Source organism: Leucobacter luti, assembly GCF_019464495.1.
In the GTDB taxonomy this organism is placed as follows: domain Bacteria; phylum Actinomycetota; class Actinomycetes; order Actinomycetales; family Microbacteriaceae; genus Leucobacter; species Leucobacter luti_A.
Genome location: NZ_CP080492.1, coordinates 2729924 through 2746108, shown reverse-complemented (window position 1 = coordinate 2746108; position 16185 = coordinate 2729924). Strand labels below are relative to the sequence as shown.

General features: G+C 63.7%; 15 protein-coding genes. 11 read left to right on the top strand and 4 right to left on the bottom strand.

The annotated features are described in order from the left end of the window. Positions 1-36: 36 nt before the first annotated feature. The 3 genes from K1X41_RS12260 to K1X41_RS12250 all read right to left on the bottom strand — a co-directional run bounded on the left by K1X41_RS12260 (position 37) and on the right by K1X41_RS12250 (position 4312). Positions 37-2421: a bifunctional salicylyl-CoA 5-hydroxylase/oxidoreductase gene (locus K1X41_RS12260; RefSeq protein ID WP_132201839.1), complete on the bottom strand. Its 2385-nt coding sequence runs from the start codon at positions 2419-2421 to the stop codon at positions 37-39. A gap of 137 nt (positions 2422-2558) precedes the next feature. Then, entirely contained in the window at positions 2559-3452 is an 894-nt protein-coding gene (locus K1X41_RS12255; protein WP_220174740.1) for an acyl-CoA thioesterase, read from the bottom strand. After that, positions 3449-4312: a fumarylacetoacetate hydrolase family protein gene (locus K1X41_RS12250; protein ID WP_220174739.1), complete on the bottom strand. Its 864-nt coding sequence runs from the start codon at positions 4310-4312 to the stop codon at positions 3449-3451. The genes K1X41_RS12255 and K1X41_RS12250 overlap by 4 nt, the downstream gene beginning before the upstream one ends. A gap of 166 nt (positions 4313-4478) precedes the next feature. On the opposite strand from K1X41_RS12250, the gene K1X41_RS12245 reads away from it, so the two are divergent. Beyond that, positions 4479-4883, top strand: coding sequence for a RidA family protein (locus K1X41_RS12245; RefSeq protein WP_133615576.1), 405 nt, complete (start codon positions 4479-4481; stop codon positions 4881-4883). 16 nt (positions 4884-4899) lie between these two features. Next, positions 4900-5298: a PaaI family thioesterase gene (locus K1X41_RS12240; protein WP_133615575.1), complete on the top strand. Its 399-nt coding sequence runs from the start codon at positions 4900-4902 to the stop codon at positions 5296-5298. Positions 5299-5466: 168 nt separating this feature from the next. On the opposite strand, the gene K1X41_RS12235 is transcribed toward K1X41_RS12240, so the two are convergent. Next, positions 5467-5952, bottom strand: coding sequence for a VOC family protein (locus K1X41_RS12235; RefSeq protein ID WP_133615574.1), 486 nt, complete (start codon positions 5950-5952; stop codon positions 5467-5469). 122 nt (positions 5953-6074) lie between these two features. On the opposite strand from K1X41_RS12235, the gene K1X41_RS12230 reads away from it, so the two are divergent. The 9 genes from K1X41_RS12230 (at position 6075) to K1X41_RS12190 (ending at position 15912) form a co-directional block, all read left to right on the top strand. Further along, positions 6075-6896, top strand: a complete 822-nt coding sequence (locus K1X41_RS12230) for a PaaX family transcriptional regulator (protein ID WP_132201827.1) — start codon at positions 6075-6077, stop codon at positions 6894-6896. Positions 6897-7222: 326 nt separating this feature from the next. Beyond that, a complete protein-coding gene (locus K1X41_RS12225; RefSeq protein ID WP_220174738.1) occupies positions 7223-8431 on the top strand; it encodes an ABC transporter substrate-binding protein in 1209 nt (402 codons plus the stop codon). 15 nt (positions 8432-8446) lie between these two features. Beyond that, positions 8447-9223, top strand: coding sequence for an ABC transporter ATP-binding protein (locus K1X41_RS12220; RefSeq protein ID WP_132201824.1), 777 nt, complete (start codon positions 8447-8449; stop codon positions 9221-9223). Beyond that, entirely contained in the window at positions 9220-9990 is a 771-nt protein-coding gene (locus K1X41_RS12215) for an ABC transporter ATP-binding protein (RefSeq protein ID WP_220174737.1), read from the top strand. Before K1X41_RS12220 ends, K1X41_RS12215 begins: the two co-directional genes overlap by 4 nt. Next, positions 9987-10868 carry a branched-chain amino acid ABC transporter permease gene (locus K1X41_RS12210; RefSeq protein ID WP_132201820.1) on the top strand — a complete coding sequence of 294 codons (882 nt, stop codon included), beginning with the start codon at positions 9987-9989 and terminating at the stop codon, positions 10866-10868. The genes K1X41_RS12215 and K1X41_RS12210 overlap by 4 nt, the downstream gene beginning before the upstream one ends. Next, the gene (locus tag K1X41_RS12205; RefSeq protein ID WP_133615571.1) at positions 10865-11953 is read left to right on the top strand and encodes a branched-chain amino acid ABC transporter permease; all 1089 of its coding nucleotides are present in this window, start codon (positions 10865-10867) and stop codon (positions 11951-11953) included. The genes K1X41_RS12210 and K1X41_RS12205 overlap by 4 nt, the downstream gene beginning before the upstream one ends. Before the next feature lie 139 nt (positions 11954-12092). Continuing rightward, positions 12093-14267: a thiamine pyrophosphate-dependent enzyme gene (locus K1X41_RS12200; RefSeq protein WP_132201816.1), complete on the top strand. Its 2175-nt coding sequence runs from the start codon at positions 12093-12095 to the stop codon at positions 14265-14267. Further along, on the top strand, positions 14264-15232 hold the full coding sequence (locus K1X41_RS12195; protein WP_220174736.1) for a 2-oxoacid:acceptor oxidoreductase family protein: 969 nt from the start codon (positions 14264-14266) through the stop codon (positions 15230-15232). The genes K1X41_RS12200 and K1X41_RS12195 overlap by 4 nt, the downstream gene beginning before the upstream one ends. After that, positions 15166-15912, top strand: coding sequence for a DUF6537 domain-containing protein (locus K1X41_RS12190; protein ID WP_220174735.1), 747 nt, complete (start codon positions 15166-15168; stop codon positions 15910-15912). The genes K1X41_RS12195 and K1X41_RS12190 overlap by 67 nt, the downstream gene beginning before the upstream one ends. Positions 15913-16185 lie beyond the last annotated feature (273 nt).

Here is a 16185-nt window from a genome sequence, read left to right as displayed (position 1 = left end):
GCCAGGTGATCCTAGCGGGATGAGCGTCCTCTGGTGTTACGAGACTGGGATGGTCTGCCCTCCAATCCAGCGGGTGTGCACCCCATCGGCTGGTGTGGCTCCGGTGAGGAGCTCGAGGCGCGGCCGGACCGCGTCCGTTCGTGCGACGGGCGGCTTGCGACGGCCAGCGCGATACGGATCAATCCAGTCGGCGGCCTCGCCGCGATACTCCTGATCAGCCGCGGCGTGCAGGGTCCAGTGGGGATCGTAGAGATGGCTGCGGCCGATCGCGACGAAATCGCAGCGCCCCGCGAGCAGCAGCGAGTTCACGTCGTCATACGAGGAGATCGCGCCGACCGCGATCACAGGAACACCAGCCTTCTCGGCGACACGGTTCCGAATCTTATCCGCGAACGGTGTCTGGTAGCTCCGACCAAACTGCGGCTTCTCGGTTTTGGAGACCTGACCGGAAGACACATCGATTCCGTCTGCGCCGTGTTCGATGAACGCCGCGGCGATCGCCACGGCTTCTTCGTCTGTGTTGCCGCCCGGCACCCAGTCGTGCGCCGAGATACGCACGAGCAACGGCTTCTCCTCCGGCCACACTGCCCGCACCGCGTCAAAGACCTCGAGTGGGTAGCGCAGCCGATTCTCCAGCGAACCGCCGTAGGAGTCCGTGCGCTGGTTCGCAATCGGCGAAAGGAACGAAGAGAGCAGGTAGCCGTGTGCGGCATGGAGCTCGATGAGGTCGAATCCGGCCTCATCCGCGCGTCGTGCGGCCGCCGTGTATTCGCTTCGGACGCGATCCAGATCAGCAGAAGTGGCCTCGCGCGGGACATTGCATCCCGGCCCATAGGGGATTGCGGATGGTGCAATGACTTCCCAGCCACCAGCTTCCACGGGATCGTCAATTCCCTCCCACATCTTCTTCGTTGACCCTTTTCGCCCTGAGTGGCCGATTTGGGCGCCGATCTTCGCGGTGGAGTTGGCGTGGACGTAGTCGACAATGCGCGCCCAAGCATTGCGCTGCTCGTCCGTGTACAGCCCAGGACATCCCGGGGAGATCCGGCCATCGGCGGAGGGCGCGATCATCTCGGACATGATGAGCCCAGCCCCGCCCGTCGCCCGGCTGCCAATGTGCACGAGGTGGAAATCCCCCACCAAGCCGTCCTCGGCCGAGTACTGGTTCATCGCTGAGACAATGATCCGGTTTTTGAGCTCCAGCTTGCCAATCTGTGCAGGCTGGAACATCGCTGGGATATCCGCTCCTGATACCCGCTGTGCAAAGTCGCGCTGCATGATGTCCGCGAACTCCGCATCTCGGAGGCCGAGGTTTTCGAAGGTGATGCGCCGCGAACGGGTGAGTAGGTTGAACGCGAATTGCAGTGGATCCTGATCCGCGTACTGCCCAATATTCTCAAACCACTCAAGCGAGGCCTGCGCTGCCCGCTGCAGGGAGAGCACCACCGGGCGGCGTTCCTCTTCATATGCTTCGAGCGCGGCGGGCAGGTCCTCTGGGAACTCATGCACATTTGCTGCCAGCGCGAGCGCATCCTCCAGCGCCAGCTTGGTCCCGGATCCAATCGAGAAGTGAGCCGTGTGCGCAGCGTCGCCCAGGAGCACGACGTTTTCGTGGCGCCACTGTTCGTTGCGCACGGTATTGAAGGTGATCCACTTCGAATTGTTCGTGAGCAGCGTCGCTCCGTCCAGTTCCTCCGCGAAGATGGCCCCGAGCTTCGCGACCGATTCGTCGTCGCTGACGCCCGGTGGGAAGCTCGTGCTCTCGCTTGCGTCGAACCCGGCGCTGCGCCACACATCTTCGTGCATTTCAACGAGGAATGTGCTCTCGGTAGCTGAGTAGGGGTACGCGTGGACCTGCATGATTCCCCACGGAGTGTGCTTCACATGGAAGGTAAAGGCTTCGATCGCGCGATCGAGTCCGAGCCAGATGAACTTCGATTGGCGCGGATCAAGCGTCGGCTTGAACGAATCGGCATAGTGCGGCCGCACGCGAGAATTGATGCCATCGCACGCGACCACGAGGTCGTAGTCGCGGGAGAGCTCATCGACATCGGGAGCTTCGGTTCGGAAATGAATCGTGACGCCGAGCGCGAGGGCGCGCTCCTGCAGCAGGAGCAAGAGCTCCTTGCGGCTCGTGGCGGCAAAGCCCTGGCCGCCAATCGTGATCCGCTCACCTTTGAAGTGGACGTCGATTTCGTTCCATTGAGCGAAACAGGACTGCATCGCTGCGTACACTTCGGGGTCGGCATTTTCGATGCCGCTGAGCGTCTCGTCGCTAAAGACGACGCCAAAGCCGAACGTGTCGTCACGGGCGTTGCGCTCCCAGATGGTGATGTCGTGGCTCGGATCGAGCTTCTTCGCCAGCACTGCGAAGTACAGCCCCGCTGGGCCTCCTCCGATAATGGCAATTCGTTTGCCCATGTGCGGATCCTTTCTGCGTGTACGGTGTGCTGGGCTCCCACGGCGTGACAGCCAAGTATGGATCGGGGTGGATAGAGGTTTCAGAACGCTCAGGGGTGCTGCGAGCTGCGGGGGAACCGTGCAAGCGAGACCTCGGCTCAGGGGGTGCGGATCATGCCTTCCTGCGCGACCGTCGCGATGAGGGTGCCGTCTCTGCTGAAGAAGCGACCGACGTTCAGGCCACGCCCGCTCTGCACCCCAGCCCGCTCCTGCGCATAGAGCACCCACTCGTCAGCGCGCGCTGGAGCGTGGAACCACATGCTGTGATCGAGGCTCGCGGTCACCAGCCCAGGGGTAGACCAGTGCAAGCCGAGGGCACGCAACGACGGCTCAAGGATCGTGTAGTCACAGACGTACGCAAACGCGAGTTGCTGCGTGCGCGGGTCGTCGGGGAGCGCTTCGAACGCACGGATCCACACTCCTTCGTGCTGTGCAGAGGCGCCGTCCACCTCCAGATAGAGCGGCCCAGGAATGTGTCGCATATCGAAGCTGCGGCCGCTGGACCAGTAGTCACCTGCGGCGCTGTCAGCCCCGCCGCGCCCCGCGAGATAGCTCGCTGCACTCGGCAGTTCTTCTGGCTGCGTCACCGCTGGCATCGTGGGGGCGGATACTGGCCCCACTTCCGGCACCTGAAACGAGGCGGTGGTCAGGAACACAGCTTTGCCCGCCTGATAGCCGCGCACGTGTCGGGTGGAATAGCCGCGACCATCACGCAGGAGTTCCACCTCGTAGCGCACGGGCTCCCCGATCGTGACGGGCCGGAGGAACGAACTGTGCAGCGCGTGGAGCTCGCGATCATTGCCTACTGTCGCAATGGCGGCAGCTGCCGCTTGCGCCACCGCGTCCCCGCCGTACGCTTTAGGCCACGGCACATACTGCGGGATCACTTCGAACGCGCAATCAAAGACTTCCGCTTCGCACTCCGTGAGCTCAATCGCTGCAAGGAAACGCTGTGAGTCTATGTGGTTCGTCGGTGGAGCTGCGGCGGTCATGCTGGACTCCCCTGATCGTCTGGCGCGGTAATCCGCATGGTGTTCTGAAGCGTGCCGATTCCCTCGATCGTGGTCGTGAGCACTTGACCATCGGCGAGCCACCGCGGCGGGTTCGACCCGAGCCCGACGCCACCGGGCGTTCCCGTGAGGATCAGGTCTCCCGGACTCAGTTCCGTGAACTGGGACACATAGGCCGCGAGCGTCGCAGCGTCGAACACGAGTTCGCGAGTCGTGCTGCGCTGCACCACTTCGCCGTCGATCTCGCAGGTGATATCGAGCCCGGTGCTCGGTGAGATCGTGTCTGCAGTGACGACGACCGGGCCGATCGGTGTCGTACCATCCCAAGCCTTGCCCTGGAACCACTGCAGCGTGCGAGCCTGCCAATCACGGCATGAGATGTCGTTCGCAACGGTGTACCCCAGGATGGCGGTTTCGGCTTCTTCACGCGTGCCGCGCCGCAGCGGCGCTCCCATCACCACGACAAGCTCAGCTTCCCAATCGACCTGAGCCGAGCCGTCAATCACGATGTCGGCTGCTGGGTCAGTCAGGGTGTCTGCAAACTTGGCGAAGAGCGTGGGATACTCCGGGATATCCCGCCCCGTCTCCACGATGTGGTCGTGGTAGTTCAGGCCACAGCACACGATTTTTGCGGGGCGCTGGATCGGCGCTGCGAGCACCGCGTCCCGTTCGGGGACTCGCGCCGTAGCTGGATTCGCGAGGGCGGTTTTTGCTCGATCCCGCCACTGCGGATCGGTGATGAGCGCACCGACGTCGGCGGCGTCCAAGAGGATCCAGTCGCTGTCCTCACGCACTGCAGCGCGGGTATCCCCGTCACCTGTGCGGATTGTCCCCAAGTGCATCGTTGCTCCCGTAGGTCGGTTGGGGCGACGTGCCCCAATGGTTCGAAAACTCTTTCGCCGAACGTTCGCCAAGTATGACAGAATATTCACGAACGTCACAAGTGCGAGATGAATATATGATCGCGAAGGCCCCTGCAATGAGCCGCAGGCTCGGAAAGAGACAACGATGTCAGCAGAAATCATCAATCCCCCGCAGCTGTGCAAACCCAAGGGCTTTGCGCACGGCGTCAAGGCGGGCCCATTCGTCTATCTCGGCGGACAGACCGCCCTCAACGCGGACTATCAGATTGTGCCGGGTGGCATCGTGGAGCAGTTCGTCCAGGCGTTCGGCAATGTACTCGCCACCCTTGCGCACGCCGGCGGCAAGCCCACCGACCTCATCGACGTCACGATCTACCTCACCGATGTCGATGACTACCAGCGCAACGGCCGCGAGATCGGCAAGATCTGGCGCGAGATGGCCGGCACCGAGTATCCGGCAATGGCCGGCGTCGGCGTCACCCAGCTGTGGCAGCCGGAAGCGCTGATCGAAATACAGGGCGTCGCCTATATCGGCGACGCGGCCGAGTGAGCGCGAGGAGTGAATCATGAGCCCCAACACCGGTCAAGTACAGACCATCCTCGGCGAGCTTGACGAGCGCCTCGGAATCGAATTCGTGCGCGTGAGCGCCGATCACGCGGTCGCCACAATGCCCGTTGCCGGCAACCGTCAGATCACCGGATCGATGCATGGCGGCGCATACTGCACGCTCGCGGAGACACTCGCATCACTGGCAGCGTGTGAGCACGCCGGAGACGGCCGCACCGCTGTCGGCCTTGACATCAGCGCGACGCACACGGGGCGCACTGCAGCAGGACGCGTCACCGCGACGTGCAGCGCAATCCGACTCGGCAAGACAGTGGCGGTCTACGCCGTCGAGATCGACGATGAGGCCGGACAGCGCGTGTCGACCGCCAGGGTCACCACCATACTGCGGGACGCATAGCCGCCAGGAACCAGCGGGGGCGGGGCCTGGGATACTCCCCAGGCCCCGCCCCCGCTGTTCGGTGATGCACAGGGCGCGTGCGGCGTCAGCTCCACTCCCGAGCCGCAAGCGCTCTTCACGTGAGCCCGACGCGCTCCGCCAGCGTGCTCCCCTCACACGGGTGCGCGTTTACGCACTCCACATATATGTGTACGGGTGCGAGCACGCTTCGAACACATTGCCCCAGGGATCCTCACAGTAGACGATCTCGAACCCTCGATCCGGATCAATCACCACGACGTCAGAGCGCTGGCGTCCACCAGCCGCGACGACCTGTGCGGCGAGCGCGGTCACATCCTTCGCGGTCACCGCGAAGTGATTCACCCCACTACGCCAAAACTCAAAATTGCGCTCCGGGCGCTCATACTCCGGGGCATCAAATTGGAACACCTCGAACCCACTGCCATCCGGGGACGCCATGTGAGCAAACTGGAATCGCGTGAAGCCGACGCCGTAGATGCCGGTTGCGGCACGGCCAAGTGGACTGTCATCTTCGCGGACCTCGAGCGGCCCCGCAAGCAGGTAGTACCCGAACACCTCTCGGTACCAATCGACGGCCTGCGGAAGATTCGGTACCGTAATACCGACGTGGGAGAACGCGGGGCTGATAGTCATGGACTCTCCTTCTTTTGAGCACACTCCGTTGGGCTCCACCCAAAACTGTCACGATTCTGTGATGATCGCAACAGATATGTCAAGAACCACTCACCGGCACTGAGCAGACGGGCACCACACGAATGACACCGAACACTTCCCGCACGCTGCTCGTTACCCTGCTCGGAGCGTTCGCCCGCCGCACCGATGCCTGGATGCCCATCAAGGGCATCGTGACCCTCCTCGAAGAGCTCGGCATCGACGAGTCGAGCACCCGCACTGGCGTTTCCCGCCTCAAGAAGCGCGACTGGCTCACCCCAGAAAAGCGCGACGGTCGCAGCGGCTATCGCCTGACGGACCTCGCCCAGCACACACTTGCCGCGGGCGACGAGTACATCTGGCACTCCCGCCAGCCCGCCAACCTTGCCGACGGCTGGTGCATCGCCACGTTCTCAATCCCCGAGGATCAGCGCGCCAAGCGCCACCTCCTCCGCTCTCGCCTCGCCTCGCTTGGATTCGGCAACGTGGGCCAGGGGGTCTGGATCGCCCCTGCCCGCATGGCCACCGATGCGCTCGCCCTCATTGACCATCTCGAACTCACGGACAACACGAACCTCTTCGTTGGGCGGCACGCCGGCGGCCAGGATCTCTCTGGCATGGCACGCGAGAGCTGGGACCTTGCGGGCATCGACGCCGGCTACCGCGCTTTTATCGCACGGCACCAGGCAGGCTTCACCGCACTCCAACGCATGAGCGATGAAGAGCTCTCCCCACGCGACGGCTTCGTGCACTATCTCCGCGCACTGGACGATTGGCGCATTCTTCCGATGCGGGATCCGGGCCTCCCCCGCGAACTGCTCCGCAGCGATTGGGCAGGGGACCCCGCCACCGCGCTGATCGAAGACATCGTGAAGCGCCTGGATCGCCACGCCTTCGCGTTTGTTGAGGAGACCCTCGGCGCGTAGCCGCCACCTCCACGTTGCAGCACTGCCGATCTCGCGGCAGCATTCCACACCACGACGCGTCTCGCGCGTGTGCATCGCGCCTTCAGATGCGCGGTCGCGCGCGCTCGGGCACCCTCACGCACTTTCAAACATTCTCTTGACGAACGTTACGTTTCTGGGATAGAAATTGTCCTGTCACTGCCGACACCAGACGTATCGAGGCTTTTGGGCTCAGCCCAGCGAGCACGGTAACTCGTCCACCGGTCGACACTGGCATGTCCGACCACACCCAGACGAGGCGCAACTCACAGTCGAGCCGACTCGTCGCCACAGGAAGGCCCGAGACCATGCGGAAGACCGCTCTCATCTCACTTGCGGCAGTCGCCGCAAGCGCACTCGCCCTCAGCGGATGCGTTTCATCCGCCCCAGGGGCAGGCTCCAATTCCGGCTCGAACGAGGCCGGCGGGAGCGACGAGACGATCCTGATCGGTGCGGTCATGGCCGAGACCGGGTTCATGTCCCCCTTTGACATCCCCGCACTCAACCAGATGAAGATCGCGGTGGACGAACTCAATGACGCGGGCGGCATCGACGGCACCCCCGTCGAGCTGTCAGTCATCGATACCGGATCCGACTTCGAGAAGTACGCCCCGGCAGCGCAGAGCCTCATCGATGACGGGGCAAAAGTGCTCATGGTCACCTGCGACTACGACACTGCGGTACCAGCCTCACAGGTAGCCGAAGAGAACAATATCCTCAACATTGCCCCGTGTGTCGGCGACACAATCTACGGGCCGGAGGGCGGGCTCGACATCGGCTTCTCACTCGGCAACGCCGTTCCTGGCGAGGCCAGCGTGATGGCCGAGTTCGCGTACGAACAGGGGTGGAAGAGCGCCGTGTTCGTCAAGGACGACTCCATCAAGTACACGCAGAACCAGTGCGAGACCGCGGCGAAGCGCTTCACAGAGCTCGGGGGCACCGAGATCGCGAGCTACAGCTTCATTCAGGGCGACAGCATCAAGGAGACCGTCTCAAAGATCACGAGCGGTGACGCCCCCGATGTGGTGTTCAACTGCAGCTATGGCGAAGGCGGAGGCAAGGCCGCGAAGGAATTGCGAGATGGCGGCATCGATACCCCGATTGTCTCCGGCTTTGGCATGGACGGCACGTTCTGGCTCGACGCGATCCCTAATCTCGCGGACTACTACATCGTGACCTACCCCTCAGTCTGGGGCGACGACAGTGACGACAAAGTCAACGATGCCTCCGCAAAATACGAGGAGGTGTACGGAGCTCGCCCCGAGAACGGCAGCATGACCACCGGGGACTCCGCCATCGAAGCCGTGACCCTCGCGTTTGATGAGGCCGGCTCGTGGGACGGCGACAAGCTCGCCGAAGCCTTCCTCGGTTTCACTGACGTGCCGCTGCTCGTTGGCCCGACCACCTTCTCTGAGGACCTGCACGTCAACGTTGAGCGTCCGCAGCGCGTGCTGCAGGTGCAAGACGGCAAGCTGGCACATCTCGAAACTCGTGCACCCGAAAAGGTGCTCCGCTAAGCGGATCTGCACCCCATGATGCAGCACTCCGACACTCCCCCTGCAGGCGCTGGCAGCCTGCAGGGGGATTCCCTCTCCCGCGCGTACAGCGGCGTTCAAGCCCTGCAGGATGTCTCAATCGAGATCCCGCGCGGCCGGGTCACCGGTCTCATCGGCGCAAATGGCGCAGGCAAGTCAACGCTCGTGAATATCCTCACCGGCTATGACTCGCCCGACAGCGGTCGTGTGATCGCGGACGACAGTGATCTCACCGGCGTGCGCCCGGAACGACGCGCACGCCGCGGCGTCGCCCGCACCTTCCAGCACGGCCACCTCTTTAGCCGGTGCACAGTGCTCGAAAACGTTGAGGTCACCGCAATCGCCTGCGGTGCAGCCCCCAAGCAGGCCCGAGCCATTGCGCAGGGCCTGATTGAGGAGCTGCAGCTCGGGGATTGGATGCTCCATGACGCCGATCGACTCCCGCACGGGGTCGAGCGCCGTCTCGGCGTCGCCCGTGCGCTCGCCACCCGGCCCAGTTACGTGCTGCTCGATGAGCCGGCGGCGGGTCTCAACGACGGCGAGGCAGCGCAGTTGCGTGAGAGCATGCGCGACGTTGCTGCCCGCAACGTCGGCGTGCTCCTGATCGATCACAACATGCCGCTGATCTTCTCGAGCTGCGACTACATCTACGTACTCGGTGCAGGCAAAAATGTGCTCGACGGGAGCCCGGACCAAGTCCGCCATGACGAGCGTCTGGCGAGTAGCTACCTGGGCAGCGCCGCCCAACAGATCTCGGAAGGACCTCTCGCATGACCGCGCAGGCAGCGTCGGCCCCCTCAACTCCCACGGTCCCGCCGGCACCCTCGGCCCAGCGCCTCCTCACCGTCGAACACCTCGCAGTGTCGTACCGCGGGATCGCTGCGGTGAACGGGATCACCTTCCACGTCGACGCAGGTGAGCTCGTCGGCATCATTGGGCCCAACGGCGCCGGTAAATCATCCACGATGCACGCTCTCGTTGGCGCAGTACGCGCGAGTGCGACCACCCTCGAGTTTGACGGCCAACGTCTCGTCGGGCAGCCGACCGAGCGAATCGCCAGACGGGGCATTGCGCTCGTCCCAGAGGGGCACAACGTCTTTGGACGGCTGACCGTGCGGGAGAATCTGCGCCTCGGCTCGACCGCCCGTCCCAGCTCCACGGGCCTCGCAGATGACCTGAAATGGGTGCTGTCGCTGTTTCCCATCCTGGAAGAGTTTGGCGACCGCCAGGCCGGTCTGCTCTCGGGAGGCCAGCAACAGCAACTCGCGATCGGTCGCGCGCTGCTTGCAGCACCCAAGCTCCTCGCCCTCGACGAACCGTCACTCGGGCTCTCACCCACCGCGGTCGATACCGTGTTCGCCTCGATCGAACGCATTCGCGCGCGTGGCACGGCCGTTCTGCTCGTGGAACAGCGTGCACAGCAGACCGTCGCCGCGGCGGATCGCACGCACGTGCTCAGCGAGGGTCGCATCACGATGACCCTCGGCCCGGACGACGCACAGGACTCCACCCTCCTCATGAAAGCGTATCTCGGCTCGTGAATATCCTTCAGGCACTCATCGACGCGACCTCTACCGGCGCCGTCTACGCCCTCGCTGCGCTCGGCATCGGCCTCGTCTTCGGCGTCATGCGTCTCGCCAACTTCGCAAATGGCGAGCTCATCACGGCCGCGGGCTACGCCCTCATCATCCTCTGGCCGATCTCGTGGCCGCTCGCGATCATCGCGGCGATCGGAGTCGCAGTTGCGCTCGCGCTCTTCATGGACGCGGCGGTGTTCCGCTGGATCCGGTCGCAGCCACCGGCAACGCTGCTCATCGCGAGCTTCGGTGTCAGCATCCTGCTGCAGCGAGTGTACGACGGGATCTTCGGGACCAACGTCCTCTCGGCCGCGGTCGCCCCGGGTCTCACCGCGTCGATCCGGATCGGAGAACTCCGCGTCAACCTGATCTCGGTGGTCTCCATTGCGCTCGGCCTGATCTTGCTCCTCGCGGTGCGACTCTTCCTGACCCGCACCAGCATGGGACTCCAGGTGCAGGCAGCCTCAGAAGACTTCCGGGCCGCGCGCGTGCTCGGCATCCGGGCAGGCAGCGTCATCGCCCTTACCTTCGCGATCAGCGGGGTACTCGCCGCAGCGATCGCGTTCGTACTCACAGCTCAGAGCGGTTCAGTGGGGCCAACGTTTGGCGTGCAGGTCACACTGTTCGCACTGATCGGCTCGACGATCGGCGGCCTCGGCAGGCTCGGCGGCAGCGTTGCCGGCGGCTTCCTCGTGGGGTTCGCACTCTCCTTGTTCACCACGTTCTTGCCCGACTGGATCAACGACTTCCGCATCGCGTTCGTCTACCTCCTTGTCGCGGTCGTCCTCGTAATCGCCCCCAATGGCATCTTCGCCTCACGGCTCTCGAAGGAGCGCACATGACCTCGCCGAACTCCGTGCCACGGCGCTTCCCGGGGATCGCGATCCCGGAACCACTCGCGAAGCTCTGGACTCTCGTGGTACCGCTCGTGGTGGTCTGGCTGTTCTCATTCCTTGCGAGCTCGATCTCGCAAACCGCGGCCATCGACCTCGGGTACGCGCTCGCAAACCTCATCATCGTGGTCGCCATGTGGACCTTCATCGGGAACAGCGGGGTCCTCTCGTTCGGACACATCGCGTTCGTCGCGGTGGGAGCGTGGACGCTGTCGCTCCTCACGATCCCGGCCACCATTAAGAGCTCGATCATGCCCGATCTGTTCCCGTTCCTCAGCGACGCACAGGCGACTCCGCTCGTGGCTCTCGCTATCGCCGCAGTGGCTGGCGGCCTCGTAGCGCTCCTCAGCGGCCTTGCGTTGATGCGGCTGAACGGTTTGGAGGCCGGGATCGCGACGTTCGCCCTCCTGATGCTCGTGGTGCAAATTCTCACGTACTGGAAACAGGTGGGCCCCAAGGCAGGCCAGTCTATGACCGGTCTGCCGCGGAGCTTCGATCTGCAGACCGTGCTCCTCATCGCGCTCCTGGTGATCGCACTCGCCTGGCTCTATGGCCAGAGCCGCAGCGCGCGAATGCTGCGGGCCTCGCGCGACAATATCCAGGCTGCACCGGCCTCAGGTGTCCGCGTCACGCTGCATCGCGTGATCGCGTTCACCGTATCCGGGGCACTCGCAGCGATCGGCGGCGCCGTCTGGGTGCAGCTCAACGGGGTCGCACAGGCATCGCAGTTTTCGCTCGATTTCACCTTCACGACGATCGCAATGCTCGTCGTGGGCGGCATGCGCTCACTGTGGGGTGCCGTGGTGGGCACGCTCGCGATTTCAGCGCTCAGCCACGCACTCAGCCTGCTCGAAAAAGGCGTGCAACTCGGTGACTTCATGATCTCGCTCCCCTCTGGCAGCAGACTCATTACTTTGGGTGCGATCATGGTCATCATCTTGATCTTCCGTCCCGCGGGACTCACGGGGGGACGCGAGGCAATGTGGCCGTTCCGCCCGAAGATCACTCGTCCCGGGGCCCAGGCGGCAGAGTAAGCACTGACCCGGGCACATGAATCGTCCGGAACACGAATATTTCATCGCATTTACGTGACGATCGCATTTTCTTTGATATGTTTAGAGTGCGATCCTCGGGGGAGTCGCGCGTCAATGATGACACGAAAGGGCAGATACCATGGCTGAACGGTCGTTCGTCAACGAGGTCAAACTCCTACGATCTGGAGCAGGAACTCCGCTGCACGTTGAGGGCATCCTCGCAGTCACGAAAGCCCTCCTCGAATCGGGAGTCGCCTACGTTGGCGGCTATCAAGGCGCCCCGATCTCTCACCTGATGGACGTGCTCGGTGACGCGCACGACATCCTGGAAGAGCTCGACGTCTATTTTGAGAACTCCGCATCCGAGGCAACGGCGGCAGCAATGCTCGCCGCCTCAGTGCACTACCCGCTCAGAGGGGCGGTCACCTTCAAATCCACGGTGGGGTTGAACGTCGCGTCTGACGCGCTCGCAAATCTCTCCAGCGGCGGGGTGCAGGGCGGCGCCCTCGTGATTCTCGGCGAAGACTACGGTGAGGGATCCAGCATCATGCAGGAGCGCTCACACGCCTTCGCCATGAAATCGCAAATGTGGTTGCTCGATCCACGCCCCAATATTGCCGCAATTGTGAACACCGTAAAGCACGGATTCGCGCTCTCTGAGGCGAGTAACACTCCGGTGATGCTCGACCTCCGGCTGCGCTCGTGCCATCTCCAAGGCTCCTTCGTCGCGGAGGACAACGTTCGACCACCGATGACAATCACGGACGCGGTCGAAAACCCACAACGGGACCTCAGCCGCATCGTGCTGCCGCCCGCGAGCTTCCTGCACGAGCACGAGAAGATCCATGCGCGCTGGCCGGCGGCCGTCGAATACATCCGGGAGCACAAGCTCAACGAGTTCTTCGAGGGCGACGTCGATGACATCGGCATCATCGTGCAGGGCGGACTCTACAACACCCTCAACCGTGCACTCGAACTGCTGGGTTGCTCCGACGCGTTCGGCAACACTCGTGTGCCGATGTACGTGATGAACGTCACCTACCCCGTCATCGACGAAGAGGTGCTCGAATTCTGCGCAGACAAGAAAGCAGTGTTGCTCCTCGAAGAAGGCCAGCCTGACTACATCGAGCAGAACCTGCACTCAATCCTGCGCAAGGCCGGTGTTCCGACGGCGCTGCATGGGAAGGACCTCTTGCCGATGGGCGGCGAGTACACCACCCAGGTCGTCACAAAAGGCCTCACCGCATTCCTTGAGCAGTACTCCGCGCAGCTCATGGAGACACAGCCCTCGCTCCTACTCCCCGCTGAAAATCCAGCGAGCCCATTCGCGGCCCGTGTCGATGCGCAGCAGGTGCAGGCGCGTCCACCTGGGCTCTGCACCGGGTGTCCGGAGCGCCCCATCTTCTCCGCGATGAAACTCGCAGAGAAAGAGGTGGGACAGGAGCACCACGTCAGCATGGACATCGGCTGCCACCTCTTCGGCATCAATGAACCGTTCAACCTGGGCGGCACCACGATGGGGTATGGACTCGGCTCTGCGGGCGCCGCAGCACTCAACCCAAAGGATGCCGATCGCTCCACCATTGGCGTGATGGGCGACGGCGGCTTCTGGCATAACGGGCTCACCAGCGGGATCGGCAACGCTGTGTTCAACAAGAACGACCAGGTCGTCGTGGTCGTCGACAATTCGTACGCCGCAGCAACGGGCGGGCAGGACGTGCTGTCCTCCTATGGCCAGGCCGAGACGCCGAATCGCCGATCCGGGAACCCGATCGAGCGCGCCGTGCGCGGCATCGGAGTGAAATGGGCCAAAACGATGACCCACACCTATGACGTCGCGAAACTCAAGAAGATCTTCGTTGAAGCGTTCACCACGGAGACCGAAGGTCCGAAGGTGATTGTGGCGCAGAGCGAGTGTCAGCTCAATCTCCAACGCCGCGAGAAGCCGAAACGCGCCAAAGATATTGCGGCGGGAAAACGGGTGGTGCGCCAGCGCTTCGGTGTTGATGCCGACACGTGCACAGGCGATCATGCCTGTATCCGGATCTCGGGCTGTCCGTCGCTCACACTGAAAGAGAATCCAGACCCGATGCGCACCGACCCGGTGGCGACCGTGATCGACAGCTGCGTGGGGTGCGGCGTGTGCGGCGCAAACGCCCACGCGGCATCGCTTTGCCCCTCGTTCTATCGCACCGACGTCGTCATCAACCCGAGCTGGGGCGACCGCACCCTCGGCAAGATCCGATCCGCATGGATCTCCATGCTGTCCTCTCCCGTCGAGCGACGCGCGAGCCAGTACGAGGTGGCTGCATGAGCACCTGGGAAACCGGCCGCCGTCCCATCACCATCGCCGTTCTCGCCATGGGCGGCGAGGGCGGTGGTGTGCTGGCCGACTGGATCGTCTCACTCGGTGAGGACGCCGGGTTCGTGACGCAGAGCACCTCCGTCGCCGGCGTCGCACAGCGCACCGGCGCCACCGTGTACTACGTCGAGCTCTACCCGCGCAGCGACACAGCGAGCCTGGGCAGCGCACGCATGGAGCCGATTCTGAGCTTGTTCCCCACCCCGGGCCAGGTCGACGTCGTAATCGCCTCAGAACTGATGGAGGCGGGACGCGCACTGCAGCGCGGATTCTGCACCCCAGACCGCACCACGCTTATCGCATCAACGAACCGGGTGTACTCGATCGCGGAGAAGATCGCGATGGATGATGGTCGCGTTGACGAGGAGAGCCTGATGCGCTCGGCGCGCGCCGGGTCCAAGCAACTCATCGCGACCGACTTCAATGCGCTCGCAGCGCAGGCGGGGAGTGTGATCTCATCCTCACTGTTTGGGGCGCTCGCCGGGTCCGGTGTGCTGCCGATCCCGCGTGAGGCATTTGAAGCGTCGCTGAGGCGATCGGGGAAAGCCGTAGAACGCTCACTCAAGGCGTTTGGGCTCGGCTACACTGCAGCGCAGGAGGCAGCGGCCGAGGCAGCTGCGCTCGCTGCCGCTCCCCGGCCCCGCCATCTGGCCTCGGCCCCGTGCGCGTCACGATCGGGCGCAGACGCCCCCGCGATCCCGAGGAGGAGGCCGCAGAGGCAGCCGAGAAGCGCCACACGGAGCTCGCGATCTCCGATCCGCGCGCACTCGTGGGGCCCAAGATCGCCGATCGCATGGACCGGGTGCCCGCGTTCGCTGAAACTGCGCGGTCGATGGTGGTACACGGTTGCGTGCGCACCGCGATGTATCAGGGGCCGGCGTACACGGATCTGTTCCTCGACCGGATTTCACGGGTGATTCCGTTCGATACCGGGCGCAGTGGCAGTGCTGAACTCTCGATTGAAGTCGCTCGGCACACGGCGCTCTGGATGTCGTACCAAGACACCATTCACGTGGCACTCCAGAAGTTACGCAAGAGCCGCATCGAAGGCGTGCGCGTTGAGGCAAAAGCGGAGACGGGTCAGCTCACTCAAGTGCGCGAGTTCCTCCACCCGCAGGTCGACGAGATCACTGACACGCTGCCGACCGCGCTGGGCAGAGCGCTGTCTCGCTCACGGGTGTTCGCGAAGGTCGTCGGTGCGATCACCCGAGATGGCATGATCGTGAACACCACCTCAGTATTCGGCTCGAGCATGCTGTGGCTGATGGCATCGATGCGCCCAATACGACCGCGCTCGCTCCGCTATGGGCGAGAGCAGCTCGCGATTGAGGCGTGGCTCGACCTCACTGTCACCGCGGCTGAAGTGGACTACGAACTCGCGTGCGAGGTCGCCAAGTGTGCCCGTGTCCTCAAGGGCTACGGCCAAACACACGCGCACGGTTCGGAGAGCTTCGCAGCGCTCATGGCCACTGTTCCGCAGCTCATCGGGGCGCCGGAGGCCGCGAAGACGCTCGCTCGCTTGAGCAAGGCAGCACTCGCCGATGAAGATGGAACGGCGCTCGCGAAAGCACTCAGCGCACTCCCCGTCTCAGCGTAGCGATCGAGGGCTCGGAAGTAGGCACAGCCGTGCTCGCTTCCGGGTCCTCGGTGACGTCTTCGAGCACAGAGGTCGATCCTGGCCGCGGTCAGCTGTGGTGACCAGAATTCTGCGCGGTGTTGGAACAGGGAGCCGATCCTCCCCGCACCCCTCACCGTTCCCCGCTATTACCCGAGCACGCCCGGCGATTTCCACGCTCCCCGAGCTCGCCCAAGCCTCCGCCACAACCTCCCCCGCAGAGATATCTCGTGCTGGCATGGGCAGAGAATCCGT

Bases quoted from the DNA above. Each gene is read 5' to 3' on its own strand.
- K1X41_RS12260 (WP_132201839.1), bottom strand. From the start codon at position 2,421: ATGGGCAAACGAATTGCCATTATCGGAGGAGGCCCAGCGGGGCTGTAC.
- K1X41_RS12255 (WP_220174740.1), bottom strand. From the start codon at position 3,452: ATGACCGCCGCAGCTCCACCGACGAACCACATAGACTCACAGCGTTTC.
- K1X41_RS12250 (WP_220174739.1), bottom strand. From the start codon at position 4,312: ATGCACTTGGGGACAATCCGCACAGGTGACGGGGATACCCGCGCTGCA.
- K1X41_RS12245 (WP_133615576.1), top strand. From the start codon at position 4,479: ATGTCAGCAGAAATCATCAATCCCCCGCAGCTGTGCAAACCCAAGGGC.
- K1X41_RS12240 (WP_133615575.1), top strand. From the start codon at position 4,900: ATGAGCCCCAACACCGGTCAAGTACAGACCATCCTCGGCGAGCTTGAC.
- K1X41_RS12235 (WP_133615574.1), bottom strand. From the start codon at position 5,952: ATGACTATCAGCCCCGCGTTCTCCCACGTCGGTATTACGGTACCGAAT.
- K1X41_RS12230 (WP_132201827.1), top strand. From the start codon at position 6,075: ATGACACCGAACACTTCCCGCACGCTGCTCGTTACCCTGCTCGGAGCG.
- K1X41_RS12225 (WP_220174738.1), top strand. From the start codon at position 7,223: ATGCGGAAGACCGCTCTCATCTCACTTGCGGCAGTCGCCGCAAGCGCA.
- K1X41_RS12220 (WP_132201824.1), top strand. From the start codon at position 8,447: ATGATGCAGCACTCCGACACTCCCCCTGCAGGCGCTGGCAGCCTGCAG.
- K1X41_RS12215 (WP_220174737.1), top strand. From the start codon at position 9,220: ATGACCGCGCAGGCAGCGTCGGCCCCCTCAACTCCCACGGTCCCGCCG.
- K1X41_RS12205 (WP_133615571.1), top strand. From the start codon at position 10,865: ATGACCTCGCCGAACTCCGTGCCACGGCGCTTCCCGGGGATCGCGATC.
- K1X41_RS12200 (WP_132201816.1), top strand. From the start codon at position 12,093: ATGGCTGAACGGTCGTTCGTCAACGAGGTCAAACTCCTACGATCTGGA.
- K1X41_RS12195 (WP_220174736.1), top strand. From the start codon at position 14,264: ATGAGCACCTGGGAAACCGGCCGCCGTCCCATCACCATCGCCGTTCTC.